This is a genomic window from Kitasatospora sp. NPDC006697 (assembly GCF_042869935.1).
GTDB lineage: Bacteria > Actinomycetota > Actinomycetes > Streptomycetales > Streptomycetaceae > Kitasatospora.
On the sequence record NZ_JBIAGU010000030.1, the window covers coordinates 12,544 to 35,893 of the forward strand.

The window sequence follows — 23,350 nt, forward strand, 5'->3', positions numbered from 1 at the left end:
TTGTCTGGAGTCCCAGGTGCTCTCAAGACGCGGACTGCTCCTCGCAGCGACGGCTGCCCTGACCGCCCCCGGCTGGCTGCCGGGGCTCGGCGGCCCGGCCTCGGCGGCCGGCTCCCTGCCCGTCACCCTGCAGAACGACTCCGGTTCCAGCCAGCCGGTCTATGCCTACATCTCCGGCTCCGACACCAGCGGCTGGCCCGGCTTCGTCACGGCCGACGGCAGCTTCCACCGCCTCGCCAGCCCCTCGTCGACGCTCACGCCCGTGCCCGACTATGCCATCGCGCTCGGCGGCTCCGGTGGGTCCGCCACCGTGAACCTGGGCCAGTACGTGATCGGCGGGCGCGTCTGGTTCTCGGTCGGCAAGAAGATCCAGTTCTTCGTCAACCCGCCGAGCGGCAACGGCGTCCCCGGTCTGGTCCAGCCCGGCTTCACCACCAGCGACCCCAACTGGACCACCGACTGGACCTTCTGCGAGTTCACCTACAACAGCGCGAACCTGTACGCGAACATCAGCTACGTCGACCTGGTCGCCTCCCCGATCTCCATGCGGACCACGGGCGCCGCCGGCAACCAGAGCGTGAGCCCGCTGCCGGCCGGGGCCCTGGGCGCCATCGCCTCGGGGCTGATCGCTCAGCACCGGAGCGACGGTGCCCCCTGGGACACCCTGGTCGCCACCGACGCGAGCGGCGCCGTGCTCCGGGTGATGGCCCCCACCCACGCGACCACCGACTTCGGCGGCTACTGGAACCCCTACCTCGACAAGGTCTGGAACCGGTTCGCGAGCACGCCGCTGACGATCGACACCCAGTCGCAGGGCGTGTTCACCGGCACCGTCTCCGGCGGCGTGCTGACCTTCGCCGGCCTGAACGCCGACGGGGTGCCCTTCACCAGGCCCAGCGCGGCGGACATCTTCGGCTGCAGCAGCGGCCCGCTCTACAACTCGGGCTCCGACGCGCGCGGCGCGGTGGCCGCCCGGCTGGGCGCGGCCCTCAACCGCAGCACCCTGCTCCTGGCGGGCGGCGAGAACCAGCCCGGCGGGGTGGGCAGTTCGCAGTACTACACGGACCCGATCACCAACCACTACGCCCGGCTGGTCCACAAGTACTCGTCGATCGGCTACGCCTTCCCGTACGACGACGTCGGCCCCACCGGCAGCGCCCCCGTCGACGGCCATCTCCAGGACCCGGCCCCCACCTCCTGGACCATCTCGCTCGGCAGCGGCGGCAGTTCCGGCGGCGGCGGATCCACCGAGACGGTCTCCTGGAGCACGCCCGCCGCCCAGAACAGCACCGTCGGCACCGCGGTCTCGCTGCAGCTGAGCGCGACCGACTCGGCGGGCAAGGCGCTCACCTACAGCGCCCAGTCGCTGCCGCCGGGGCTGACCGTCTCCGCCGCCGGCCTGGTCAGCGGAACCCCGACGCAGAGCGGCAGTTGGACCGTCACCGCGACAGCCGGCTCGGGCACGGCCAGCGCGACCGCGAGCTTCGGCTGGACCGTCAGCGCGGCCGGCACCGGTACCGGTGGCTGCGGCGGGCTGGCGGCCTGGAGCGCCACCACCTCCTACGTCCCCGGCGACAAGGTCGGCTACGGCGGCCACCAGTGGAACTCCATCTGGTACTCCACCGGGGCCGTTCCCGGTGCGGCCCAGTCCTGGGCCTGCTGGAGCGATCTCGGCCCCTGCTGACCGGACACGGTTGTGGCCCCCGCCCTCTCGGGGCGGGGGCCACAGTCATTCTGACGGACCGTCAGCAGGTGAGGTTGGCGCCCGCCGGGACGCCCAGGATCGCGGTGAACGCCTGGTAGTCGTTCACCCGGTCCTGCATCTCGGCGGTGTTGCCGCCGTTGCACTCGATGCTGCCGTTGATGGAGCGGATGGTCTCGCCGAAGCCGGCTCCGTTGACCATCGCGTTGTGCGGGGTCATGGTGCCCGGACCGGTCTGGGTGTCCCAGTACCAGAGACCGGTCTTCCAGGAGATCGCCGCATCGGTCTCCACCAGGCTCGGATTGTCGAGCAGGTCCACGCCCAGCGCGTCGCCGGCCGCCTTGTAGTTGAAGTTCCAGCTCAGCTGGATCGGCCCGCGCCCGTAGTAGGCGTAGGTGCCGGCCGGGCAGCCGTAGGACTCGCTGGCGCAGTAGTTGCCGGACTTGTCGATCTCGGTGATGTAGACCAGGCCGCCGGTCTCGTGGTCGACGTTGGCCAGGAAGGCGGCCGCCTCCTGCTTCTGCACGGTGGCGCTGCCGGTGGTCGCGAAGCCCGGGTAGGCGCTCAGCGCGGCGACCAGGCCGCTGTAGGTGTAGAAGGAGTTCCGGTTCGGGAACATCTGGTTGAACTGGGCCTCGCTGACCACGAATCCACCCGATCCGCCGGTCCCGCCGCCGGAGCCCGAGCAGCTGTAGGGCGACCAGTACCAGGTGCTGATGATCGGGTCGTAGCCCGGGTTGTCATGGGTGGCGATGTAGTACTGGCCGTTCGCGCTGTACAGCACGATCGCGCCGGTCGCGTAGGACTGCCCGGCCACCCAGGCGGGGTACGAGCAACTGCCGCCGCCCGTACCGCCGCCGGAGCCGGAGCCGCAGGCGCCCTGGTCGGCCCAGACCCCGACGCTGCCGCCGGGGGTGTCGCCCTGGGTCCACCACTTGGCCTGCCAGTTGTGGCCGTTGTACGAGCTGGTGTTGCCGCCCACGTAGACCGTGGACGAGCTCCACGCGGCGGCACAGGCCGTCGCGGCGGAGGAGGAGGTGGCCGGGACCAGCACGGCCAGCCCGATCGCGAGGAACAGGGCCGACAGGAAGGCCCCGATACGCCGTCCGTTCATGGTGTCGCTCCTTCGTGCGGGTGGGGCCGCACGTCATCGAGGACTGGGGGAGGGCTTCCCCTGAGGGCGGCCGGCTTCTGGCCGGCCGAGGCAGCCAATCGCACTTAAGCGGAACCGGTCTAGACCTGTCAATGGGTCCGTCAGCAACCGCTGGTGAATGGGCATCAGGCAGCGCGGTGGTGGTCATTTCGTAGGCGAAGTAGCGCAGTTGGCACCCCAGGCTGCTCTGACCGACTCGGCGGGCCGCCCGTTCGCAATCTGTCAGGAAACCTTCCTTCTTATCGGAGGGCCAAAAACTCGGCGGAATTCCCCGAGCACCCGCCACCCGATTCCTTCGGCGGCACCCTGCTCGCAGCCGCCCTGCTCGACGCGCACGACCACGGCAGGCTGTGACCGGCGCCCGCTCCGCTCTCCCTCTCCCCACCGTGTTCCAGCTCCGTATCAGTGGCCGGCACGGAGTGGACGCGAGTGATCGTTTCTGTGACTCGTCCGGTGAACGCGGCGGGGGCCGTGGTCCAGTGTTCTCGGGAGAGGCTTCGGATGCGTGTTCAGCGGGCGTTGACGGCGGGTGCCGTACTGGTCGTCACGGGGCTGGGATTGACCGCCTGTCAGGGCGACTCGCACAAGTCGGCGAGCGGCGGGGGGACGACCGCCCCCGTGGCCGCGCCGAGCAGCGTGGTGCCCGTCGGCGCGGCCTCGACGCCGGCGGCGGGGGGAAGCGCGAGTGCGGGAGCGCCCTCACCCAGTGGTGGGGCCGGTGGCGGCGCGGGACCGGGTGGGACCTGTGCTTCCTGGGATCTGGTCCTCGACGACGAGGCCGGTCAGGAGACGGCACCCCCGGAGGCGGGCATGGCCTCGGTCGTCGTGACGATCGACAACACCGGTGACAGCTGCACGCTGTTCGGCTTCGCGGAGATCGAGGTGAGCATGAACATGGGTCACACCTCCATTCCGCACGGTTCCGCCCAGCCGGCCGCCGTCGTCCTGGCCAAGGGTCAGCGCGCGACGGTCACCATCTGGTACCACCCCAACCCGGCCGGCCGGGTGGGGACCAAGGTGGGGCTGATGAACGTCACCCCGCCCGGGGGGACCCAGCGGGTCTCCATGCTGTGGCCCGGCTCCGACCTGGCCGACGACCCGGACACCTACGCCACCACTCCCCTCTACCAGGAACCGATCACTCGCCAGGGCTGAGGTGGTCGCGGCGACCTCTGGCGAGCGCGAAGGCTGCGGTTCGGCGCCCTCAGCCGCAGCCGGTGTCCAGCTGCGCCCAGACCGCTTTTCCCCCGGCCCGGGGGCTGACGCCCCAGCAGGTGGTGAGCCGGTCGAGGATGCGCAGACCGTAGCCGCCGGGCTCGCCGGGGACGGGATCGCGGCGCTGTGGCGGGTCGGGATTGTGGTCGCTCACCGTGATGCGCACGATGCCGGGGCTGCTGTCGAGGACGACTTCGGCAGGGCCATGGCCGTGGCGGCAGGCGTTGACCACGAGCTCCCCGAGGACCAGGAGAGCGTCCTCGGCCAGATGCGGCCGGCCGGGCGGTGTCGCGAGCAGATCCCACTGCGCCAGCGCCTGGCGGGTGAAGGCCCGCGCGGCGCTGCTGGGGCCGTCTGCGGGAGGTGGGCGCAGCGGCAGGCACAGCTGCCCGTGCTGGGTGGAAGCGCATCGCATGGTGACCTCGTCTGCAGTCGCAGGTTCATCACCTGTGCGGCTACCCCGGCCGTGCGCGGCAACACGTCGCGGCTCGCAGGACCCGGCTTCAGCGGACGTGGAACCGGTCGACCCACGTCACGGCGGGTTTGCCGCCCGCCGCTGGGGCCCCGCGATCCGGGTCTAGAGGCTGAGCAGGCCGATGGCGTGGCCGTCGTGGTCGACTACCGGCCAGGCGCGCAGGTCGCGGGAGCGCATGGCGGCTGCCGCGGTGGTGGCCGGCATGTCGGCCGTGGCGAAGGGGGCGCGGTCGAGGGCCACGTCCCGGACCGGGATGTGGTCGGTGTACCAGGACCGGGCGTGGAACGGTGCGAGGTGCGGGCGGGTGAGGAGCCCGGCGCAGCGGCCGTCCTCGTCGCGGACCAGGAGGTGCTCGGCGCCGGAGCTCTGCAGGATGTGCATCGCGGTGTCGACCGTGACGTCGTCGCTGATCTGCAGTGCCGGGAGGCTCATGAGGTCGCCGACGGTGGCGGTGGGGTGTTCGAGGGCAACGGTCATCGTGGCGTCCTGGTCTCGATGGGGCGGGGGATGCGACGCCCGGTGTCAGCCGGGCGACGCATCGTTCGCGGTTCGGCGCGGGGCGCTCGCCGCTGCTACCGGGCGGCTACCGGCCGCCCGCCTGCGCGGCGGCGCTCCGAGGAGCTCTGGTCGTGGCGGCCGCCGGCAGTGCGGGGGCCTGCGGCGTTGCGGGCGGGCCGGCCGTATCGGTCACGGCCGCCGGAGGAGCCGCGCCGCGGCCGTTCGATGACGGGGTCGGGGATGGTGGTGGGGATGCCGGTAGGCGTGCGGGCGCCGGTGATGCGGGCCAGCTCCTCGTCACCGGCGCGGACCTTCGTGGTGGCGGGGGTGATGGCGGCCCTGGCCATCAGGCGGGCCATCTCGCGGCGCTGGGCGGGCAGCACCAGGGTGACGACGGTGCCGGACTCGCCGGCGCGGGCGGTTCGCCCGCCCCGGTGGAGGTAGTCCTTGTGGTCGGTCGGCGGGTCCAGGTTCACCACGAGGTCCAGCCCGTCGACATGGATGCCGCGGGCGGCGACGTTGGTGGCGACCAGCGCGGTCACCATGCCGGTGCGGAACTGGTTCAGGGTGCGGGTGCGCTGGGGCTGGGACTTGCCGCCGTGCAGGGCCGCGGCCTTCACCCCGTTCGCGAGCAGGACGTCCACCAGGCGGTCCGCGCCGTGCTTGGTGTCGGTGAACATGATCACCCCGCCCTCACGTGAGGCGATGTGGGCGATCGTGGCGTCCTTGTCGAAGGACTGCACGTGCAGGACGTGGTGCTCCATCGTGCTGACCGCAGCGGTCGACGGGTCCACCGAGTGCGTGACCGGGTCGGTCAGGAAGCGCCGCACCAGGCGGTCCACGTTGCGGTCCAAGGTCGCGGAGAACAGCATCCGCTGACCGTCCGCGGCGACCTGCTCGAGGAGCTCGGTGACGCTCGGCAGGAAGCCCATGTCGGCCATCTGGTCGGCCTCGTCCAGCACCGTGATGCCCACCTGCTCCAGCTGGCAGTCGCCGCGCTGGATCAGGTCCTTGAGCCGCCCCGGGGTGGCCACGACGATCTCGGTCCCGCGGTTCAGCAGCCGTGCCTGGCCGCTGATCGACATCCCGCCCACCACGCTCGCCATCCGCAGCCGCAGGGCGTCGGCGAAGGGGGTGAGCGCCTGGGTGACCTGCTGCGCGAGCTCGCGGGTCGGCACCAGCACCAGCGCCAGCGGGCGGCGCGGCTCGGCCCTGCGCCCGGCGGTGCGGGCCAGCAGCGCGAGCCCGAACGCGAGGGTCTTGCCCGAGCCCGTCTGTCCGCGCCCCAGCACGTCGCGACCCGCGAGCGAGTTCGGCAGCGTCGCGGCCTGGATGGGGAACGGCACGGTGACGCCCTGGCGGGCCAGCACCGACAGCAGCGCCTTCGGCATGTCCAACTCGTCGAAGGACGCGACGGGCGCAAGCACCGGCGTGCTGCTCACCGGCATCGCGAAGTCGCCCTGGCCGGACGCTCCCTGACGGTCGATCCGGCGAGCGGAGGGCCGGCCGGCCTGGACGGTGCCGCCGCCGACGGGGCGGCGGCGGGCGTCGCGGTGCGGAGTGCGGGTGGGGTGGGTGGAGCGGTTCATGCGGGAACCTTCCTCGGAGCGGCGCGTCACGAGGAGGCCTCGGCCGACGCTGGGCGTCGGCGAAGACCGCAAGGAAACGGGCCGGGAGATGCGGCGGGCGGAGCGTGGACGGGAGAATCCGTGCGACACGTCACCTGCCGGCGGGGCTCACCGCGCAGGGCGGGAGCGGAGAAACGCGCAGCCGTGAGGCATGGCGTGGGCGATGCGGTGCGTCGTCGTGCGATGCCGAGGGGCCCGCACTGGCATGTAAGCAGTGCGGGCCCCTCGCTGCCAGGCAGGGTGCCCCGGCAGTACTACAGCGGGCGAATGTTCTCGGCCTGCGGGCCCTTCTGGCCCTGCGTGACGTCGAACTCGACCTTCTGGCCCTCGAGCAGCTCACGGAAGCCGTTGGCCTGGATGTTCGAGAAGTGGGCGAAGACGTCGGCGCCGCCACCCTCCTGCTCGATGAAACCGAAGCCCTTCTCCGAGTTGAACCACTTCACAGTGCCATTAGCCATAAAAATCTCCTTCAAGGGGCTGTTCGAAGTACGCGGATCACGGACCTCGAGTACGCCGCATGGAGAACCCGCCCGGGGAAGAGCCGGGGGAACAAAAATGCGCCCGCTACACAGGCAGGCGCACACAAAGTTCATGGGAACCACTACTGCAACTACGACGACTCTAGCAGCCGGGAGCCCGAAGCGGCGGGATTTTTCCACCCGGGTGCCACGCGAGCCCAGCTCCCAGGGCCTCGTCCGCCCAGTCAGATCAGGGCCAAGTAGCATGATCAGAGGGCCATTTGGGCATGTCGGCACGGTCTTGCCGGGCGCCCCGAAATTCCCGTGCAGCACCAGGGGTGTCCATATTCTGTTTTCCGGCGCACACTGACGGCAATGACAAATTTCGCAGCACCTCGCCGCGTCATCCCGACCAGCCCCTTCAAGAGCCGGACGCAGACCCCGCCGCGCAAGCACTTCGCCGTCGGCGACCGCGTCACCCACGACCGATTCGGCCTCGGCCGGGTCATCGACGTCGAAGGAGAGGGCGCCATCGCGGCCCTCGTCGACTTCGGGACGAGCCAGGAACGCCTCACCCAGCCGTACCCCGCGATGTACAAGCTCTGACTCCGGCTGCGCCGCCCTCGGGCCCGCCGCCCGCAGAACAGCCCGGCCGCCGCCCTGCCCGGGAGGCGGCCGGGCTGCGCCGCGCCCGCAGACGAGCGCGAAGACCGTGCGGGGCGCGTGGGCGCTAGCCGGCGTGGTCGCGGCGGAGTTCGGCGTTGATGCGCAGGGCCTCTTCGAGTTGGTCTTCCAGAATGATGATGCGGCATGCCGCGTCGAGGGGAGTCCCCTGGTCGACGATCTCGCGGGCGCGGGCGGCGATGCGCAGCTGGTAGCGGGAGTAGCGGCGATGGCCGCCGGCCGAGCGCTGCGGGATGATCAGCTTGGCCTCGTCGAGGCTGCGCAGGAAGCCCGGCGTCGTGCCCAGGATCTCCACGGCCCGGCCCATGGTGTAGGCGGGGAAGTCGTCGTCGTCGAACTTGCTCTCCGCGCTCACGGGGTCCGCCTTCTTCGGGTCTGCGGCCTGGGTGGACTGTTCCACCGGCACCTTCCTTTCCGGGAACGGGTCGAGGGCCCCGGCGCGATGTGCGCCGGGGCCCAGGGGTACAGGGCTTTGCTTCACCATCTACTGCGCTACTGCCGCCGCCCGTCGGGCCGGCCCGTAGCATCCGCACCGCCCAGGGGATGAGCGGGATGCGGGGATCGCGTATGCGTGACCGAGAACCACCTCTTCCATGACGTTCCATGACGATGGGTACTGCGGTGACCGCCTGGCGGTGGATCCGCGCCGAGGCGGGCGATCCGGGTGGTGAACCCTTCCCTTCCTCTGTTGTGCATGGTGCGAACTGACGACCTGCACGCCTCATGCATCACTGCTGGGCCTGCTCGGGCAGTTCGTGTCTGCCCGTCCTTCGGTCCTGCTCTTCCAACACGAAGAACACTACACAGACCGCTGGGCAATGTCTACTTTCGCCAGAGCAGGTTTTCGCATTCGGGTGGGGCACTAACGTTCGTGGCCATGCGGGCCGGAGGTCTGCGGTTGCTGCGAGAGGGCGTCGCGCAGGGCATAGAGGTCGGCTGCGGTGGCCTGTTCGGCCAGGCGTGACAGCAACCGGCGCAGGACCCGCTCGTCGCCGTCGCGGACAGCCTCCACGATTCCCGTCAACACGGAACCGTCGGGGCGCTGGGGGCGCTGCCTCAATCTCCGCTCTCCTTCACATCCGGTGGGTGCGCGTCCCTGCCCGCGGCGTCGGGCGCGCGGGTCGCTCGGGAGACTACCCCCCGCGCATCGCCGGCCAGAACCGCAACCGTCGCTGCAGATCTCACTCGGCCACACCAGATTTTCGCCCCCGCTCATCACGACGGAGTCGGCGCGGCGCGCCGAAGCCGGCCGTCGACGAGCCGGGGACGGAGGCCGTGTCGGCCGCGGGCCACGGCCGGAGCTATCCTCTGGGGCCATGTCGAACCCTGATGCGCTGCTCGTCGAGATCGCCTCGATGGTGGAGTCCGAGCACAGCAACCAGATGCCCCTGACGGTCGTCGTGCCGGGCGCGGTGATCACCGGACGCCTGGCACCGCAGAGCCTCTGGCACGAGCGGGTCGCCGAGGTCCTCACCGCCTCCGACCACCTGAAACCCTTCGCCGCCCTGTTCTCGAACCCCGCCGCCGAGGACGCCGAGGACGCCGACGACACCGGCGACACCGGCGACACCGGCGACGGCAGCTCGCACCCCGGCCGGCCGACGCATCTGCACCTGCACGTCGCCCGCATCCTCCAGGGCAGCTACGCCCTGCCCCACACCGGAGGCATGTACCGCATCGCCATCGCCGACATCAGCAGCTGGACGGTGGGCGACCTCAGTTACACCGATCAGTGACGCACCGCCCGGGGCGGAGTCCGCGGACTCCGCCCCGGGCAACGGCGGCGGTCCGGACGAAGCCGGTGGCACCGGCCTGGCCGCCCGGCCCTGGTGGTGCCGGACGTTCCAGGGCCGGGCTGCCGCCGCCGGTGCAGGTGTCAGCTGGAGGTGCCGTCGGAGCCGGAGCCGAGGGCGTCCTGCATCGCGCTGCCGAGGTCGCTGGTGTCGCCGGCCGCAGGCGCGGTGATGGTGACCGGGGTGGTGCTGTAGTCGGTGTAGTCGACCGTGACGTCGAGCTTCGTGGTGGCGGTCGGCGGGGTGGTCTCGTGGATGCGGACCGGGAGGTTCTGGTCGTTGACCCACAGGTCGACGTTCATCGAGGTGAGGCCGAGCTTGGTGGACTGCGCGAGCAGGGACTTGAGGGACGGGTCCTGCGAGGCCGCGAGCTTGGCGAGGTCGACGCTGCCGGAGTAGTGCGTCGTCTCGACGCCGTCCACGTTCTCCTTGCCCACCCGGGTGATGTCGGCGGAGGAGGTGAAGAGCTTCAGCTGGGTGGCCGGGTCGTTGCCGGAGTTGCTGTTCATCTGGTCGGCCATCGCCTGGCCCGCGGCGCCGAGGGAGGAGAGGTCGATCTTCATCCAGTGCTTGCCGCCGAGCTTGGCGGCCGCGGCGTCGCCCATGTTCATGTACATGGTGGTGCCGCTCATCAGCATCCGGATCGAGCCGTCCCCGCCGAGCTCGGCGGAGAGCTGAGGCATGGTCATCGACATGTCCATCGCGATCGGCTTCCAGGACAGGGCGCCCGAGCCGGTGGTGCTGACGTCCTGGCCCCGGGCGTGGACGGTCTCGGAGATCTTGACCTTGGCGGAGGTGTACTGCGAGGTGGCCTTGGTGCTCTGGGACATCGCGTCGGCCACCGTGACCATCGGCACGGAGGTGCCGCTCGCGGCCTGAGCGGCCCCCGAGGCGGGCGAGGCGTCGAGCGCGGTCGTGGTGGACGCGGACTTGGCCCCACCGCAGGCGGCGAGCCCGGCGGTGGCCAGGAGCGTGGCGGTCGCGGCGAGAGTACGGGTGTGGCGCATGGAATCCCCCCAGCTGGCGAACAGACTGTCCGGCTACCGACGCTACACCCGCTCCAGGACGGCGGGCGGGACAACAACTGTGGCTACGCGGAACGCCCCTGACTCCCCCGGGCGTGCTGGGAGGGGGCGGCGGCGAGGCGGCCGAGAAGGGCGATGACGTTGATGCGGGCCGTCTTGTCGTTCGTCGCCGCCTGGTGGGCGTCGACGGCGCGCAGGTCGACGTCCTCGCCCGGGGCGGCCAGGCCGACCCGCATCAGATCGACGGAGTAGTCGACGTAGCGGGCGTAGTCGGCGGCGGCGCTCGCGGCCGTGACGTGGTCGATGTGGGCGGGGTCCGCGCTGCGGATCAGTGCGGGGGTGGGCGGCGGGCCGAGGGTGTCCGTGATCCACTGCGCGACGGCCTCCCGGGAGCAGCCGCGTTCCAGGTCGCAGGCCGCCGAGGCGGCGAGGGCCACGTGGAGGACGAGGAGGGCGAACCACCGGCCGGCCTCGTCCGGGGGCGTCCTCCCGCCGGCCGGTGGCATGACGGCCCCGTACAGCGCGCCGGTGTCGCCGGCCCGTACGGCGGCGACGACGGCCTGCACGGCCTTGTTGATGTCGTCCTGCTCGTTGGTCACGCCGCCGTCTCCTCACGAAGGTGTCCCCCGGAGCACCAACGTAGCGCTCCGGTGGACGGATTCGTGCCGATTCGCCGGGGTTCACTCTCCGGCGGGACGTTCGGTCAAGTTCGGTACCGTGTGGCGGCGTTGGCTCTACGATGGCGGAGGGGCCGAGGATGGGGGCGGCGGTATGGGCGGCGGCCGGGACGTGCTGGTCCGGTTGGAGATCACCCTGGAGGAGGCCGCCTTCGGCACCGTCAGGGAGGTCGAGGTCGAGGTCGAGCTGGCCGGCGCTCCCCCGGAGCGGAGTTGCGGCGGGTGCGGCGGCAGCGGCGCGGTCTCCCGGCCGGTCGACTCCGCGTACCTGGGACGGGTGACGACCTCGCGCCCGTGTCCCGACTGCGCGGGTGACGGCCGGGTCCGCGGCCGGGCCGGCCGCACCCTCGCCGTCAGGATCCCCGCGGGGGTCGACCACGGCACCCGGATCCGGCTCTCCGGCCAGGGCGGGGCGGGTGCCGCCGGCGAGGCCGCGGGCGATCTGTACGTGGAGATCGTGGAGCTCGCCCACCGGTACTTCCGGCGCCGTGGTGATGACCTGCACTGCACGGTGACCGTTCCGATGACCGTCGCCGTGCTCGGCGACCGGGTGCCGCTGCCCACCCTGGAGGGGCCGGCGGAGGTGGAGGTCCGCCCGGGTACCCGATCCGGCGAGTCCCTCGTGCTGCCCGGCCGCGGTGTCACCCGCCTGCGCGGGCGCGGCCGGGGCGACCTGGTCGTGCACGTCGACATCCAGACCCCCACCGGGCTCGACGCCGAGCAGGAGGCGCTGGTCCGCCGGCTCGCGGTGCTGCGCGAGGAGGGGCGGCATTCCGCCGTGGTGACGCCCGGGCCGGCCTGACGGTCCGTCGGCCGCCTCTGCCGAGGAGCCCTGACCGTGCGTCAGGATGCGACTCGGGGAGGAGTCCGGCACCGCCGGAAGTCGCGGGACGGGCGGGTGAACAGCGCTCTGGCCTGCACCTGGAGTGGCATGCGCGGGCGACTTCGGGCCGATGTGGCGGCAGGGGCGCCCGGCCGAGAATGGCCGGATGAACGAGATCATTCCGGGGGTGTCGATGTCCCCCCTCGAGCTTCTTGCCGTGCTGGCCGCCGTCGTGCTGGTGGTGGTGCGGTGGCTGCCCGCTGCCGCCCGGGCGCGGGTCACGGTGGGGGCGGGGGCGGTGCTCCTGGTGTCCGCGGCCGTGCTGGCCGTGCCGGGGATCCGCTGGCAGCTGGTGCCGGTGCTGGTCGGCGGCGGCGTGGCGCTGCCGTTCGCGGTCGCGCCGCTGATGCGGACGGGCCGGCGGGTGCGGTGGTGGCTGGCACTGCCGGGGACGGTGGCGGGGGTCGGGCTGATAGCGACGGGGCCGGCGGCCGCCTGGGCCTTTCCGGTGCCCGTGTTCCCGGAGCCGTCGGGCTCCAAGCGCGGCGGCCTACCGGCTCACCGTGCCCGGCGCCGCCCGCAGGTCGTCGCCGCGAGCACGCTGGCCTTCCTGGACGCCACGCTGCGGCAGGCGCCCGGGGACCTGGATCGCGCGTTGTCGGCGTACGGAAGCCTGAGCGTGCACCGCTGATCCCCCCGCCGCGGCCGTGGCGTTGAACCGTGCGAGCGCCGTCCTTCGTCCTTCCGGGTAAGCCTCGGACACGTCGAACAAGGGAGTTCGGATGAAGATCGGTGGAACGGCTCGGCGGCACCTGCGGCGGCTGGCGGTGGGCCTGCTCGCGGGCTCGGTGCTGCTTGCCCTGGCGCCGGCCGCGGGGGCGGCCGGCGTGGGGGCGGCGCCGGTCGACGGGGCGGCGCTGCAGCAGGACCTGGACGCCATCACCGGTCAGGCCGGCGCGACCAGCGCGATCGGCGAGGTGCTGGAGCACGGCCGGGTGGTCTGGCGCGGCGGCTCCGGGGTGCGGGAGCTGGGCACGCGGGCCCCGGCCGCGGTGAACGGGGAGTTCCGGGCCGGCAGCGTGACCAAGATGTTCGTGGCCACGGTGGCGCTGCAGCTCTCCGCCGAGGGCCGGATCGGTCTGGACGACCCGATCGAGCGCTACCTGCCCGGTGTCGTGCCGAACGGCGGTGCGATCACGGTGCGCGAGGTGATGAACCACACGGCCGGCCTCCACGACTTCCTGGACGACCCGCAGTACAGCTACGACACCGAGGCCGAGCAGCAGCGGTTCATCGACGGTGAGCGCTGGAACTCCTACCCGCCGGAGCAGTTGATCGCGGAGGCGACCGGCCACGCGCCGTACTTCGCCCCGGGCACCGGGTGGCACTACTCCAACACCGACTACCTGCTGCTGGGCGAGCTGATCGACCGGGTGACCGGGCACTCGTGGCGGACGGAGGTGCGGCGGCGGATCCTCGGGCCGCTCGGGCTGCACCACACCTCGCTTCCGGGGGAGGACGTCTCGGTGCCCGGTGTGCACAACCACGGGTACCTGCCGCTGAGCAGCGGGCCGGCCGACGTGACCGAGTTCAACCCCTCGGTGGCCGGTGCCGCGGGCGAACTGATCTCCACGACGGACGACTTGGCCCGGTTCGACGCGGCGCTGCTGGGCGGGCGGCTGCTCGCTCCGGCCCAGCTCGCCGAGATGACCGCCACCGTGCCGGCCGACTCCTACCCGCCCAGCCGGTACGGCCTGGGCCTGATGCGGCTCGCGCTGCCCTGTGGCGAGGTGTGGGGGCACCCGGGCGGGATCTTCGGCTACACCACCTATGTGTTCGGGGACCGTGCCGGGACTCGGCAGATCGCCGTGTCGGTGACGCCGTACGACCCGGTCAAGTCGGCGGCGCTGCTGCCCGATGTGCTGGGGCTGCTCGGCCACGCGTTCTGCGGATAGCACAACGGCCCGGCGTGCGCCGGCCTTGCGCCGCCTGGACGGCGCGGTGGACGAAGGCCGGCGGACGGCGGGTCTCAGGACCAGAACTCGTCGGTCGCCGCCATGTCCTCGACGCACTCGTCGAGATCGGTGATCTTCTCGCCGATGATGCGGAAGACGATGCCGCCCAGCATGTCGATCGTCCGGCCGGCCCGTTCGGCGGTGAAGCGGTGGACCGACATCACGTGGCCCCGGCCGTCGACGAACAGGTGCTCCATCTCGACCCGAAAGGTGCCGACGGTCTCGGCGGCCAGCCTGCCGTAGTAGCCGAGGACGGCGTCCACGCCCTTGAAGTCGCCGGACATGGTGCTGGTGCCGGGGACGTGCTGGGTGCAGTCCGAGGTCATCATGCCTCTCAGGGCCTCCATGTCACCCCGTGAGAACGCCTCGTACCCCTGGCGGACCAGCGCGGCGTGCGGGTGTTCAGCCATGGCTCCTCGCCACCTTCCGATGCGGGTGGGAAATGCGGCTGACCACTCCAGCGTGGCACTGGGCGGGCGCGGATTCTACCCGGGGCGCCGGTGCGGCGCTCCCGGTCGGGCGGCCGGTGCGCGCCGCCCGACCGGCGGGAACTGTCGGACAGCTCTCTGTTGATCGGGGTACGGGCTCGAGAACGGCTCTGCGATCGGCAGTTGATCGTGGACGGGCGAGAGCACCCGTCCGGTGCGCCACCCACCTCGGTGGGGGATCTCCGCGGGTGTCCCCCGGGCCGTGTGCGCAATAGGGTCGGGCGACGGTGCCCGGTGTTCGGGCCGAGGGAGGAGCGGGCCATGGCGGACACGTTCGAGGAGTTCGTCATCGCGGCGGTCGGCGCGGCGCCGCGTCCGTTCCAGGGCCGGCTGGCCGCGGAGGGGCTGCCCGGGGTGCTGCAGGCGCCCACCGGGACCGGGAAGACGGCCGGGGTGGTGCTCGGCTGGCTGTACCGACGGCTGTACGGGGCGCCGGAGGGGACGCCGCGGCGGCTGGTGTACGTCCTGCCGACGGGGGCGCTCGCCGCCGAGACCGCCGGGCGGATCGCCGGCTGGCTCGGCCGGCTCGGTCTGGAGGAGCAGGTCGGGCTGCACGTGCTGGCCGGGGCCGGCGCGCAGGAGGGCGGCTGGCGGCGGCGGCCGGAACGGACGGCGATCCTGGTCGGCACGCAGGACCTGCTGCTCAGCCGGGCGCTGATGCACGGTCAGGCGGACCAGCCCCGGATGGCGGCCATCTCCTACGCGCTGCTGCACAACGACGCCCAGTGGGTCTTCGACGAGCTGCACCTCTTCTCCCCCGCCGCCCGCGCCGCCGGGATCGCGCTGCAGCGCAGCCGCGAGGCGCTGGGCACGGCGGCGCCGACCGCGACGCTCTGGCTGGGCTCGACCTGGGACGGCCGGGGGCCGGACGGTCCGGTGCTGCGGGCGGCCGAGGGCGTCGGCGAGGTGCGGCGGCTGCGGGTGCGCGAGCTGGTGCTCCCCCGCTCCGAGCCGTACGCCGCCGCGCTGGCCGCGGCGGTCCGCGCCGCGCACCGGCCGGGGACCCGGACGCTGGTGGTGGTCAACACCCCGGCCCGGGCCCGGGAGCTCCACCGGGCGCTGGCCGGCTCCGCGGACGGGGGCCCGGCGCGGCCCGACCCCGTGCTGCTGCACCCCTACCGGCGGGCCGGGGAGGAGCCCGAGCCGGGACCGCTGGTGGTGGCCACGGCGGATGCGGCCGCCGGGCTGGAGCTGTCGGCCCGCACCGTGCTGACCGAACTCGCCCCCTGGAGCGCGCTGGTGCGGCGGGCGGGGCGCTGCAACCGGTACGGCGAGCATCCCGGGGGCGGCGACCTGCTCTGGTGCGTGCCGCCGGAGGGCGGCGGGGAGCCGGCGGTGGTGCAGTGGCTGACCGCCCGGGACGGGGCGGAGACCACCGGGGAGGAGTTCTTCGAGGCGCGGATCGCCGAGCCGCGGGAGGACGGGACCGGGCCGGCCCCGGCGGCGCTGCTGGCGCTCTTCGACGAGGGTGCCCCCGGCGGTGCGGCGGCCGCCGACGCCTGGTGCGCGCCGGTACGGGATCCGGTGGCGCTGGTCGCCTGGCGCTCCTGGGCGGCCGGGGACACGGCGGGCCCGGCCGAGGACGAGCCCGATCCGGGCCGGGGCGAGCTCTGCCCCGTCCCGCTCGCCGAGTTGGAACCGCTGCTGGCGGACCGGGGGTGGCTGCGCGACCGGATGGACGGGCGGTGGCGCCGGGCGGCGGCCGGGGAGCTGCGGCCCGGCTCGGTGGTGCTGCTGGACGCCGAGGGCGGCGGCTACCGTCCGGCCGAGGGCTGGTGGCCGGAGGACCGGACCCCGGTGGCGGTGGCCGGCGGCCCGCCCGCACCGTCCTGGACCTTCGCGTGCGCCGCCTGGGTGAGCCTGGACCAGCACCTCCAGGAGACCGAGGAGGAGGCGGCCGTCCTGCTGGCCGCGCTCGCCGACGACCGGGACCCGCTCGATCCCGCACACCGGGAGGCCGTGCTGCTGGCGGCCCGCTACCACGATCTCGGCAAGTGCCACGAGGTGTTCCAGCGGATGCTGCGGTCCGGCGGCGGGGACCCGCCCGCCGGGTTGCTGGCGAAGTCCAAGGCCCCGTGGAGCACCGGGATCAGCGAGCGGCCGTACTTCCGGCACGAGTTGGTCAGCGCGCTGGTGCTGCTGGCCGAGGGCGCCGACTTCCTGGTCGCGTACCTGGCGGCCGCCCACCACGGCAAGGTGCGGCTCGCGGCCCGTCCGGGCCCGGACGAGGCGCCGCGCCTGCTCGGTGTCGAGGACGGCGACCCGGTGCCGGAGGTGCTGCTCTCCAGTGGCGAGCGGTTCGCCGCCCGGGTGCTGCGGACCGGGGAGTTCCGTCCGGGCGGCGGCTGGACCGGGCGGGCCACCGCCCTGCGGGACCGGGCGGACCTCGGCCCGTTCCGGCTGGCGCACCTGGAGATGCTGGTCCGGATCGCCGACTGGCGCTCCAGCGCGCGCCACGACGGTCCGGTGCCGGAGTAGCGGACGCTCGATTCGAGCGCCCGGACGCTTGAATCGAGCGCCGTGATCGGGCATTGTGCTCGTCACAGCGGTTCGGGCTGCTGTTCGCACCGTCGTAGGGAGATGGGCTCCGGCATGGACGAGATCGACCAGGCGATCCTGCGCGAGCTCCAGGTGGACGGCCGCATCCCCTACGCCGAGCTGGGGCCGAAGGTCGGCCTGTCGCCGTCCGCCGCGCGGCTGCGGCTGCAGCGGCTGATCGACGCCAAGGCGGTGCAGGTGGTCGGCGTGACCGACCCGATGACGATGGGCCGTCAGACGATGGCGCTGCTGGGCCTGCGCGTCGACGGCGACCCGCGGGCCGTGGCCGACGAACTCTCCCGGCACGACGAGGTCATGTACGCGGTGCTGACGGCCGGCGGTTTCGACCTGTTCGTCGAGGTGGTCTGCGACCGCCCGGCCGGCCTGCTGGACTTCGTCAACGACGTGGTGCGGGCCGTCGAGGGCGTGGCGTCGGTGGAGAACTTCCCCTACTTCGCGATCCACACCAACCGCTTCCGCTGGCCCGCGCGCTGAGGCGCCGCCCCCACCCCCTCACTGGAGCAGAACCATGGACACGATCGTCGTCGGCGCGGGAGTCGCCGGCCTCACCGCAGCCCGCCTGCTGCACGCCGCGGGACAGCGGGTCGTCGTGCTGGAGGCGCGCGACCGGGTCGGCGGGCGGGTCTGGACGGACCGCACGGCGGGGTTCGCGGTCGACCGCGGGGCCTCCTGGATCCACGGCCTGACCGGCAATCCGCTCACCGGGATCGTGGCCGAACTCGGCATGGCGACGCACGAGTTCACGGTCGGCAGCTTCCAGGCCGGCGGGCGGCCGATCGCCGACCTGGACGAGTCGCGGCGCCCCTTCGACGCCGCGGCCACGCGCGGCTGGCACGCGGATGTCGCCACGGCGGACGGCCTGCTGCAGAAGGTCGTCGCGGACTCCGGGCCCGGCGAGAGCTACGCCGCCGTCACCGAGCGCGCCCTCGCCGCCACCGGCTGGGCACCCGAACGCGCCGACCGGCTCCGGGTGTTCTACCGGCACCGCACGGAGGAGCAGTGCGGGGCGGAGATCGGGCAGGTCGCCGCCCACGGGCTCGACGAGGACGCCATCGAGGGCGACGAGGTGATCTTCCCGGACGGCTACGACGCGCTGCCGCAGGCGCTCGCGCAGGGCCTCGACGTGCGCCTGGGCACGACCGTGACCGCGATCGCCCGCTCGGCCGCCGGGGTCCGGGTCGAGACGGCGGACGGCGCCTTCGAGGCCGCCCAGGTGATCGTCACGGTGCCGCTGGGCGTGCTCAAGGCGGGCGCGATCGCGTTCGAGCCCGCGCTGCCCGCGAGCGTCGCGGGGCCGATCGACCGGCTCGGGATGGGCGTCTTCAACAAGGTCTTCCTGCGGTTCCCGGAGCGCTTCTGGGAGGACGGCGTCTACGCGATCCGCCAGCACGGCCGGGCCGGCGTGCCGTGGCACTCCTGGTACGACGTCTCGGCGGTGAGCGGCGAGCCGATGCTGCTGACCTTCGCCGGCGGCGCCTGGGGGCGGGAGATCGAGCAGTTGACGGACGAGCAGGTCGCCGCCTCGGCGCTCGCCCCGCTGCGCGAGGCCTACGGCCCGGCCGTCCCCGAGCCGGTGGGGCACTGGATCACCCGCTGGGCGGCCGATCCGTTCGCGCTCGGCTCGTACTCCTACGTGCCCGTCGGCTCCTGCCTCGAGGACCACGACGCGCTGGCCGGCCCGGTGGACGGCGTCCTGCACTTCGCCGGCGAGGCCACCAGCGGCGACGAGCCGGCCACCGTGCACGGCGCGCTGATGTCGGGCCACCGCGCGGCCGAGCGCGTTCTCGGTGCGGCGGTCCCGCTGGCCGGCCTCACCCGGGGCGTGCGCGCCGAGGGGTGAGGCCGGCCGGGATGGAAACCCGGGGGCCTCAGGGTGCCTCGAGCGCTTGGGCGCGCAGGCCGGCCAGCAGCGGGAGGACGCAGCTCTCGTCGCCGTTCTGGGTGAAGCTGAGGATCGCGTCGATCACCGCGCGGGCGATGTCGCCGGAGGCCGCGTCCGGGGCCTCGGCAGCCCAGGAGGTGAGGGTCCGTCCGAGGGTGGCGCACATCCGGGCGGTGACGTTCTGCTGCAGCAGGGTGTCCAGTTCGGCGGGATCGGTGGTGCCGGAGGCGATCAGCACCATGGCGTCCAGGGTCCGGACGCCGTAGGCGGCGAGCAGGACGGGCAGTGCGGCCTCGTCCGGTGCGCGCTGGGACAGCGCGGCGAGCGCCGCCTCGTCCCGCCGGAAGCCGGCTTCCAGCGCGGCCAGTGCCCGCAGGTTCTCATCGGGAGTCACCCCGCCCACGGTAGCGGGCCGCCGTCGCCGCCGCGGACGCGAGCCGGAAGTGGCGAGCGGGGGCGGGTGTTGTGCGGGAGTGTCCGGAAAGCGGTCCGGCCCTTGTCAGTGCGACCGGTGATTGGAAGCATCCTGTCGTCCGGCCGAACCGCGGCGGGGGCCTCCCGCCGGCGCGTGCGCCGGGATCCGGTATTCGGGGGAACCACTGATGCTGTCTCGCCGTACCTCGCTGCGGTCCACCGTCGCCGTGCTGGCCGCGGGCGCCGCGCTCGTCCTGGCCGTCGCCTCGCCGGCCTCCGCCACCGAGGGCGACTTCCAGATGCCCAGCACGCAGAACTGCGACGCCATCCAGAAGATCGAGCCGCGCCTGTCCAGCGACGGCCTCTACCACGACTACCAGGCCATCGACCCGACCCGGACCAACGGGCACTGCGAGTTCCTGGTCTGGGACAGCGGCAACGGCCGGCCGGTGTACGACTCGATCAGCGGCTCGCAGTCGCCGTGGATCTACGACGGGCCGGGCCACTCGGTCCGCACCGAGATCATCGACCACTTCGGCGGTCTCTCCTGGGGCATCTGGAACTGATCCGGAGCCGCTGACCACGGGCCAAGCGCCGAGCGGAGCGCGGGGGTTGAACGCCCGGCCGGGTGAATTCTGATCATATGACTGTGTCATTAGCAGATTACACAGCGTCAGAGGTGAGGCTGGGGGCTGTCCCATCCCTTCACCGAAAGCGATCCCCGTGAACGTGATTCGACTCCGCTCCGCCGTCGTGGCCGCTCCGCTCCTCACCCTGGTGGCGGCAGCGGCCACGCCGGTTCCGCAAGCGCTCGCCGCACCAGCCGCGAAGGTGACGGTCAAGCCGGGCACGCTGGTGACGGCGGGGCTCCGGTGCGTCGACGTCGCCTGGAGCCAGATCACCGACGGCACCGACATCCGCCAGTGGGACTGCAACGACTCCGACGCCCAGCAGTTCTCGATCAGCCCGAACGCCAACGGCACGCTGGAGATCCGCACCTCCTTCGGCAAGTGCGTCGACGTGCGCAAGCGCAACCCCGACGACGGCGCCCGGATCCAGCAGTACACCTGCAACCAGACCCCGGCGCAGTGGTTCACCTTCCGTCCGGTGGCCGGGCAGCAGGCGGTCCAGATCGTCACCTTCGCCGACAAGTGCGTGACCGTCGCCGGCTACCTGGGCACCAACGGCGAGCCGCTGGAGCAGCAGCCCTGCGACGCGGGCGACCCGGCGCAGCGGTTCCTGCTCGGCTGACGGCGGCCGCGGGCCGGGTCCTGCGGGCCCGGCCCGTCACCCGATCACCGGCCGCCCCGCGCCGGGCCGGCGGACGGGCGGATACGTTACGGGGTATGGCAGCAGAAGCACCCGACGGCGGGTACGGGATGATCGAGGTCCGCGGCGCCGCCGAGCACAACCTGCGCCGCCTGGACATCGACCTCCCCCGCGACCTGGTCGTCGCGTTCACCGGGGTCTCCGGCTCGGGGAAGTCCTCGCTCGCCTTCGCCACCGTCTACGCCGAGGCGCAGCACCGGTACCTGGAGTCGGTCGCGCCGTACGCGCGGCGGCTGATCGAGCAGGGCACGGCGCCGCGGGTCGGCTCGATCAGCGGTCTGCCGCCCGCCGTCGCGCTGCGCCAGCAGCACAGCGGCGGGAGTTCGCGCTCGACCGTCGGCACGGTGAGCCGGGTCTCCAACGTGCTGCGGATGCTCTACTCCCGGACCGGCACCTTCCCGCCCGGCGCGGCGCCGCTGGACTCCGACAGCTTCTCCCCCAACACCGCGGCCGGCGCCTGCCCCGACTGCTCCGGCCTGGGCCGGCTGCACTCGGTGGCCGTGGAGCGGCTGGTCGGCGACGACACGCTGAGCATCCGGGAGGGCGCGATCGCCGCCTGGCCGGGTGCCTGGCAGGGCAAGAACTACCGGGACATCCTGGCCGAGCTCGGCGTGGACATCGACGTGCCGTTCCGCACCCTGCCCGCCGGCCAGCGCGAGTGGCTGCTGACCACCGACGAGCAGCCGGTGGTCACGGTGCACCCCGTGCGCGAGGCGCACCGGGTGACCCGCCCCTACCAGGGCACCTACCTGAGCCCCCGCAAGTGGGTGCTGCACACCTTCGCCACCACCAAGGCGGCGCACCTGCGGGCCAAGGCCGCCTCCTTCATGACCGAGCAGACCTGCCCGGCCTGCCAGGGCCGGCGGCTCAACCCGAAGGCCCTGGAGGTGACCGTCGCGGGCCGGGACATCGCGGCCGCCGGCGCCATGCCGCTCACCCGGCTCGCCGAGCTCCTGCGCGAGGCGGCCACCCACCCGGAGACCGCCGCACTGCCCGCCGAACGGGCCCAGGCCGCGCGGGCCATGATCGGCGAGCTGCTGGACCAGTTGGCGGCGCTGACCGGTCTGGGGCTGGGCTACCTGGCGACCGGCCGCGCCACCACCACGCTCTCCGCCGGGGAGCTGCGGCGGCTGCACCTGGCCACCCAGCTGCGCAGCGGGCTGTTCGGGGTGCTGTACGTGCTGGACGAACCCTCGGCCGGCCTGCACCCCGCCGACACCGAGCTGCTGCTCACCGCGCTGCGGCGGCTGCGCGCGGCCGGCAACAGCGTCTTCGTGGTGGAGCACAACCCGCAGGTGCTGGGCGCCGCCGACTGGATCGTGGACCTGGGGCCGGGCGCGGGGCGGCACGGCGGGCAGGTGCTGTACAGCGGGCCGGCGGCGGGTCTGCGGTCGGCCCCTGGGTCGGTGACGGCGCGTTACCTGCCGCCGGCCGCCGTGCCCGCCCTGCCCGGTCCGGGGCAGGCCCGCACGCCGCAGGGGGTGCTGCGGCTGACCGGCGTCACCGGGCACAACCTGCACGAGGTCGATGCCGCGTTCCCGCTCGGGGTGCTGACGGCGGTCACGGGGGTCTCGGGTTCCGGCAAGTCCACGCTGGTCGGGCGGGCGCTGGCGGAGACGGTGCGGGAGCACCTGCACCCGGGCGAGGCGGTGGTCACCGACGGCGAGGACGAGGAGGACGGTGTCCCGGAGCCGGTGGACCGGGTGAGCGTGCGGTCGGCGGCGGGGATCGAGCGGATCGACCGGCTGGTGGTCGTGGACCAGAAGCCGATCGGGCGCACGCCCCGGTCGAACCTGGCCACCTACACCGGGCTCTTCGACAGCGTGCGCAAGCTCTTCGCCGCCCAACCCGAGGCCCGGCGGCTCGGCTACACCGCCAGCCGGTTCTCCTTCAACCTCGCGCAGGGCCGCTGCCCGCGCTGCCTGGGCGACGGGGTGGTCAGCGTCGAGCTGCTCTTCCTGCCGACCGAGGCCGCGCCCTGCCCGGTCTGCCACGGTGCGCGGTACAACCCGGGGACGCTGACGGTCCGCCACCGCGGCCGCAGCATCGCCGAGGTGCTGGCGATGAGCGTGGAGGAGGCGCTGGACTTCCTGCGCGAGGTCCAGCCGGCCGCCCGGATCCTGGAGCTGCTCGCGGAGATCGGCCTCGGCTACCTGACGCTGGGCCAGAGCGCCACCACCCTGTCGGGCGGGGAGGCGCAGCGGATCAAGCTGGTCAGCGAGCTGCACCGGGCACCACGCGGGCACACCCTCTACCTGCTGGACGAGCCGACCAGCGGCCTGCACCCGGCGGACGTCGACCTGCTGGTCGGTCAGCTGCAGCGGTTGGTGGCGGCCGGGAACACGCTGGTGGTGGTCGAGCACGACCTGCGGACGGTGGCCGCCGCGGACTGGGTGATCGACCTCGGCCCGGGCGCGGGCGAGGAGGGCGGCCGGATCGTGGCCGAGGGCCGCCCGCACGAGGTCGCCGAGCGGGGCGAGGGCGCCACGGCCCGGCACCTGCGCGAGCACCTGGCGGCGGGCTGAGTCCCGC

23 protein-coding genes and 1 pseudogene are annotated in these 23,350 nt (G+C 73.1%); 13 read left to right on the forward strand and 11 right to left on the reverse strand.

The window, feature by feature from the left end:
- The first annotated feature begins 16 nt into the window (after positions 1-16).
- On the forward strand, positions 17-1,684 hold the full coding sequence (locus ACFYNO_RS31640; protein ID WP_388020463.1) for a beta-1,3-glucanase family protein: 1,668 nt from the start codon (positions 17-19) through the stop codon (positions 1,682-1,684).
- A 61-nt stretch (positions 1,685-1,745) separates the two neighbouring features.
- Here ACFYNO_RS31640 and ACFYNO_RS31645 read toward each other — a convergent pair whose 3' ends face one another.
- Complete coding sequence (locus ACFYNO_RS31645) at positions 1,746-2,816, reverse strand: glycoside hydrolase family 19 protein (protein ID WP_388020466.1); 1,071 nt, start codon at positions 2,814-2,816, stop codon at positions 1,746-1,748.
- An 849-nt stretch (positions 2,817-3,665) separates the two neighbouring features.
- Here ACFYNO_RS31645 and ACFYNO_RS31650 point away from each other — a divergent pair.
- On the forward strand, positions 3,666-4,010 hold the full coding sequence (locus ACFYNO_RS31650; RefSeq protein ID WP_388020468.1) for a DUF4232 domain-containing protein: 345 nt from the start codon (positions 3,666-3,668) through the stop codon (positions 4,008-4,010).
- A gap of 49 nt (positions 4,011-4,059) precedes the next feature.
- Here ACFYNO_RS31650 and ACFYNO_RS31655 read toward each other — a convergent pair whose 3' ends face one another.
- The 4 genes from ACFYNO_RS31655 to ACFYNO_RS31670 form a co-directional block, all read right to left on the reverse strand.
- Positions 4,060-4,485: an ATP-binding protein gene (locus ACFYNO_RS31655; RefSeq protein ID WP_388020471.1), complete on the reverse strand. Its 426-nt coding sequence runs from the start codon at positions 4,483-4,485 to the stop codon at positions 4,060-4,062.
- Positions 4,486-4,647: 162 nt separating this feature from the next.
- Positions 4,648-5,022, reverse strand: a complete 375-nt coding sequence (locus tag ACFYNO_RS31660; RefSeq protein ID WP_388020474.1) for a CBS domain-containing protein — start codon at positions 5,020-5,022, stop codon at positions 4,648-4,650.
- A 95-nt stretch (positions 5,023-5,117) separates the two neighbouring features.
- Entirely contained in the window at positions 5,118-6,632 is a 1,515-nt protein-coding gene (locus ACFYNO_RS31665; protein ID WP_388020477.1) for a DEAD/DEAH box helicase, read from the reverse strand.
- 293 nt (positions 6,633-6,925) lie between these two features.
- A complete protein-coding gene (locus ACFYNO_RS31670; RefSeq protein WP_388020480.1) occupies positions 6,926-7,129 on the reverse strand; it encodes a cold-shock protein in 204 nt (67 codons plus the stop codon).
- A 375-nt stretch (positions 7,130-7,504) separates the two neighbouring features.
- Between ACFYNO_RS31670 and ACFYNO_RS31675 the strand changes: the two genes are divergently transcribed.
- Positions 7,505-7,735, forward strand: a complete 231-nt coding sequence (locus ACFYNO_RS31675; protein ID WP_388020483.1) for a hypothetical protein — start codon at positions 7,505-7,507, stop codon at positions 7,733-7,735.
- Between the two features lie 124 nt (positions 7,736-7,859).
- On the opposite strand, the gene ACFYNO_RS31680 is transcribed toward ACFYNO_RS31675, so the two are convergent.
- On the reverse strand, positions 7,860-8,120 hold the full coding sequence (locus tag ACFYNO_RS31680) for a MerR family transcriptional regulator (protein WP_388020691.1): 261 nt from the start codon (positions 8,118-8,120) through the stop codon (positions 7,860-7,862).
- A 555-nt stretch (positions 8,121-8,675) separates the two neighbouring features.
- Positions 8,676-8,837, reverse strand: a complete 162-nt coding sequence (locus ACFYNO_RS31685) for a hypothetical protein (RefSeq protein WP_388020487.1) — start codon at positions 8,835-8,837, stop codon at positions 8,676-8,678.
- A gap of 292 nt (positions 8,838-9,129) precedes the next feature.
- On the opposite strand from ACFYNO_RS31685, the gene ACFYNO_RS31690 reads away from it, so the two are divergent.
- Positions 9,130-9,549 carry a hypothetical protein gene (locus ACFYNO_RS31690; protein WP_388020490.1) on the forward strand — a complete coding sequence of 140 codons (420 nt, stop codon included), beginning with the start codon at positions 9,130-9,132 and terminating at the stop codon, positions 9,547-9,549.
- Between the two features lie 140 nt (positions 9,550-9,689).
- On the opposite strand, the gene ACFYNO_RS31695 is transcribed toward ACFYNO_RS31690, so the two are convergent.
- Both ACFYNO_RS31695 and ACFYNO_RS31700 read right to left on the reverse strand, forming a co-directional pair.
- A complete protein-coding gene (locus ACFYNO_RS31695) occupies positions 9,690-10,613 on the reverse strand; it encodes a hypothetical protein (protein WP_388020493.1) in 924 nt (307 codons plus the stop codon).
- A gap of 83 nt (positions 10,614-10,696) precedes the next feature.
- Positions 10,697-11,230: a hypothetical protein gene (locus tag ACFYNO_RS31700; RefSeq protein WP_388020496.1), complete on the reverse strand. Its 534-nt coding sequence runs from the start codon at positions 11,228-11,230 to the stop codon at positions 10,697-10,699.
- 181 nt (positions 11,231-11,411) lie between these two features.
- Here ACFYNO_RS31700 and ACFYNO_RS31705 point away from each other — a divergent pair.
- The 3 genes and pseudogenes from ACFYNO_RS31705 to ACFYNO_RS31715 form a co-directional block, all read left to right on the forward strand.
- Positions 11,412-12,110 (forward strand): annotated as a pseudogene (locus ACFYNO_RS31705) (DnaJ C-terminal domain-containing protein); the annotation flags it as partial.
- A 187-nt stretch (positions 12,111-12,297) separates the two neighbouring features.
- Complete coding sequence (locus ACFYNO_RS31710) at positions 12,298-12,822, forward strand: hypothetical protein (protein ID WP_388020499.1); 525 nt, start codon at positions 12,298-12,300, stop codon at positions 12,820-12,822.
- Between the two features lie 91 nt (positions 12,823-12,913).
- Positions 12,914-14,086 carry a serine hydrolase domain-containing protein gene (locus tag ACFYNO_RS31715; protein ID WP_388020502.1) on the forward strand — a complete coding sequence of 391 codons (1,173 nt, stop codon included), beginning with the start codon at positions 12,914-12,916 and terminating at the stop codon, positions 14,084-14,086.
- Between the two features lie 74 nt (positions 14,087-14,160).
- Here ACFYNO_RS31715 and ACFYNO_RS31720 read toward each other — a convergent pair whose 3' ends face one another.
- Entirely contained in the window at positions 14,161-14,556 is a 396-nt protein-coding gene (locus tag ACFYNO_RS31720) for a nuclear transport factor 2 family protein (RefSeq protein ID WP_388020505.1), read from the reverse strand.
- Between the two features lie 339 nt (positions 14,557-14,895).
- On the opposite strand from ACFYNO_RS31720, the gene ACFYNO_RS31725 reads away from it, so the two are divergent.
- The 3 genes from ACFYNO_RS31725 (at position 14,896) to ACFYNO_RS31735 (ending at position 19,033) form a co-directional block, all read left to right on the forward strand.
- Positions 14,896-17,112, forward strand: coding sequence for a CRISPR-associated endonuclease Cas3'' (locus ACFYNO_RS31725; RefSeq protein WP_388020508.1), 2,217 nt, complete (start codon positions 14,896-14,898; stop codon positions 17,110-17,112).
- A gap of 114 nt (positions 17,113-17,226) precedes the next feature.
- A complete protein-coding gene (locus ACFYNO_RS31730; protein ID WP_388020511.1) occupies positions 17,227-17,667 on the forward strand; it encodes an Lrp/AsnC family transcriptional regulator in 441 nt (146 codons plus the stop codon).
- 34 nt (positions 17,668-17,701) lie between these two features.
- On the forward strand, positions 17,702-19,033 hold the full coding sequence (locus tag ACFYNO_RS31735; RefSeq protein WP_388020514.1) for a flavin monoamine oxidase family protein: 1,332 nt from the start codon (positions 17,702-17,704) through the stop codon (positions 19,031-19,033).
- 28 nt (positions 19,034-19,061) lie between these two features.
- Here ACFYNO_RS31735 and ACFYNO_RS31740 read toward each other — a convergent pair whose 3' ends face one another.
- Complete coding sequence (locus ACFYNO_RS31740; RefSeq protein WP_388020517.1) at positions 19,062-19,469, reverse strand: hypothetical protein; 408 nt, start codon at positions 19,467-19,469, stop codon at positions 19,062-19,064.
- 208 nt (positions 19,470-19,677) lie between these two features.
- Here ACFYNO_RS31740 and ACFYNO_RS31745 point away from each other — a divergent pair, with 208 nt between their 5' ends.
- The 3 genes from ACFYNO_RS31745 to ACFYNO_RS31755 all read left to right on the forward strand — a co-directional run bounded on the left by ACFYNO_RS31745 (position 19,678) and on the right by ACFYNO_RS31755 (position 23,343).
- Positions 19,678-20,055 (forward strand): hypothetical protein, encoded by a 378-nt coding sequence (locus ACFYNO_RS31745; protein WP_388020520.1) that lies wholly within the window; start codon positions 19,678-19,680, stop codon positions 20,053-20,055.
- A 187-nt stretch (positions 20,056-20,242) separates the two neighbouring features.
- On the forward strand, positions 20,243-20,740 hold the full coding sequence (locus ACFYNO_RS31750) for an RICIN domain-containing protein (protein WP_388020523.1): 498 nt from the start codon (positions 20,243-20,245) through the stop codon (positions 20,738-20,740).
- Between the two features lie 95 nt (positions 20,741-20,835).
- The gene (locus ACFYNO_RS31755; RefSeq protein WP_388020526.1) at positions 20,836-23,343 is read left to right on the forward strand and encodes an ABC transporter; all 2,508 of its coding nucleotides are present in this window, start codon (positions 20,836-20,838) and stop codon (positions 23,341-23,343) included.
- The last annotated feature ends 7 nt before the right edge of the window (positions 23,344-23,350 follow it).

Bases quoted from the DNA above. Each gene is read 5' to 3' on its own strand.
- ACFYNO_RS31645 (WP_388020466.1), bottom strand. From the start codon at position 2,816: ATGAACGGACGGCGTATCGGGGCCTTCCTGTCGGCCCTGTTCCTCGCG.
- ACFYNO_RS31650 (WP_388020468.1), top strand. From the start codon at position 3,666: ATGGCCTCGGTCGTCGTGACGATCGACAACACCGGTGACAGCTGCACG.
- ACFYNO_RS31655 (WP_388020471.1), bottom strand. From the start codon at position 4,485: ATGCGATGCGCTTCCACCCAGCACGGGCAGCTGTGCCTGCCGCTGCGC.
- ACFYNO_RS31660 (WP_388020474.1), bottom strand. From the start codon at position 5,022: ATGACCGTTGCCCTCGAACACCCCACCGCCACCGTCGGCGACCTCATG.
- ACFYNO_RS31665 (WP_388020477.1), bottom strand. From the start codon at position 6,632: ATGAACCGCTCCACCCACCCCACCCGCACTCCGCACCGCGACGCCCGC.
- ACFYNO_RS31670 (WP_388020480.1), bottom strand. From the start codon at position 7,129: ATGGCTAATGGCACTGTGAAGTGGTTCAACTCGGAGAAGGGCTTCGGT.
- ACFYNO_RS31675 (WP_388020483.1), top strand. From the start codon at position 7,505: ATGACAAATTTCGCAGCACCTCGCCGCGTCATCCCGACCAGCCCCTTC.
- ACFYNO_RS31680 (WP_388020691.1), bottom strand. From the start codon at position 8,120: ATGGGCCGGGCCGTGGAGATCCTGGGCACGACGCCGGGCTTCCTGCGC.
- ACFYNO_RS31690 (WP_388020490.1), top strand. From the start codon at position 9,130: ATGTCGAACCCTGATGCGCTGCTCGTCGAGATCGCCTCGATGGTGGAG.
- ACFYNO_RS31695 (WP_388020493.1), bottom strand. From the start codon at position 10,613: ATGCGCCACACCCGTACTCTCGCCGCGACCGCCACGCTCCTGGCCACC.
- ACFYNO_RS31710 (WP_388020499.1), top strand. From the start codon at position 12,298: ATGAACGAGATCATTCCGGGGGTGTCGATGTCCCCCCTCGAGCTTCTT.
- ACFYNO_RS31715 (WP_388020502.1), top strand. From the start codon at position 12,914: ATGAAGATCGGTGGAACGGCTCGGCGGCACCTGCGGCGGCTGGCGGTG.
- ACFYNO_RS31720 (WP_388020505.1), bottom strand. From the start codon at position 14,556: ATGGCTGAACACCCGCACGCCGCGCTGGTCCGCCAGGGGTACGAGGCG.
- ACFYNO_RS31725 (WP_388020508.1), top strand. From the start codon at position 14,896: ATGGCGGACACGTTCGAGGAGTTCGTCATCGCGGCGGTCGGCGCGGCG.
- ACFYNO_RS31730 (WP_388020511.1), top strand. From the start codon at position 17,227: ATGGACGAGATCGACCAGGCGATCCTGCGCGAGCTCCAGGTGGACGGC.
- ACFYNO_RS31735 (WP_388020514.1), top strand. From the start codon at position 17,702: ATGGACACGATCGTCGTCGGCGCGGGAGTCGCCGGCCTCACCGCAGCC.
- ACFYNO_RS31745 (WP_388020520.1), top strand. From the start codon at position 19,678: ATGCTGTCTCGCCGTACCTCGCTGCGGTCCACCGTCGCCGTGCTGGCC.
- ACFYNO_RS31755 (WP_388020526.1), top strand. From the start codon at position 20,836: ATGGCAGCAGAAGCACCCGACGGCGGGTACGGGATGATCGAGGTCCGC.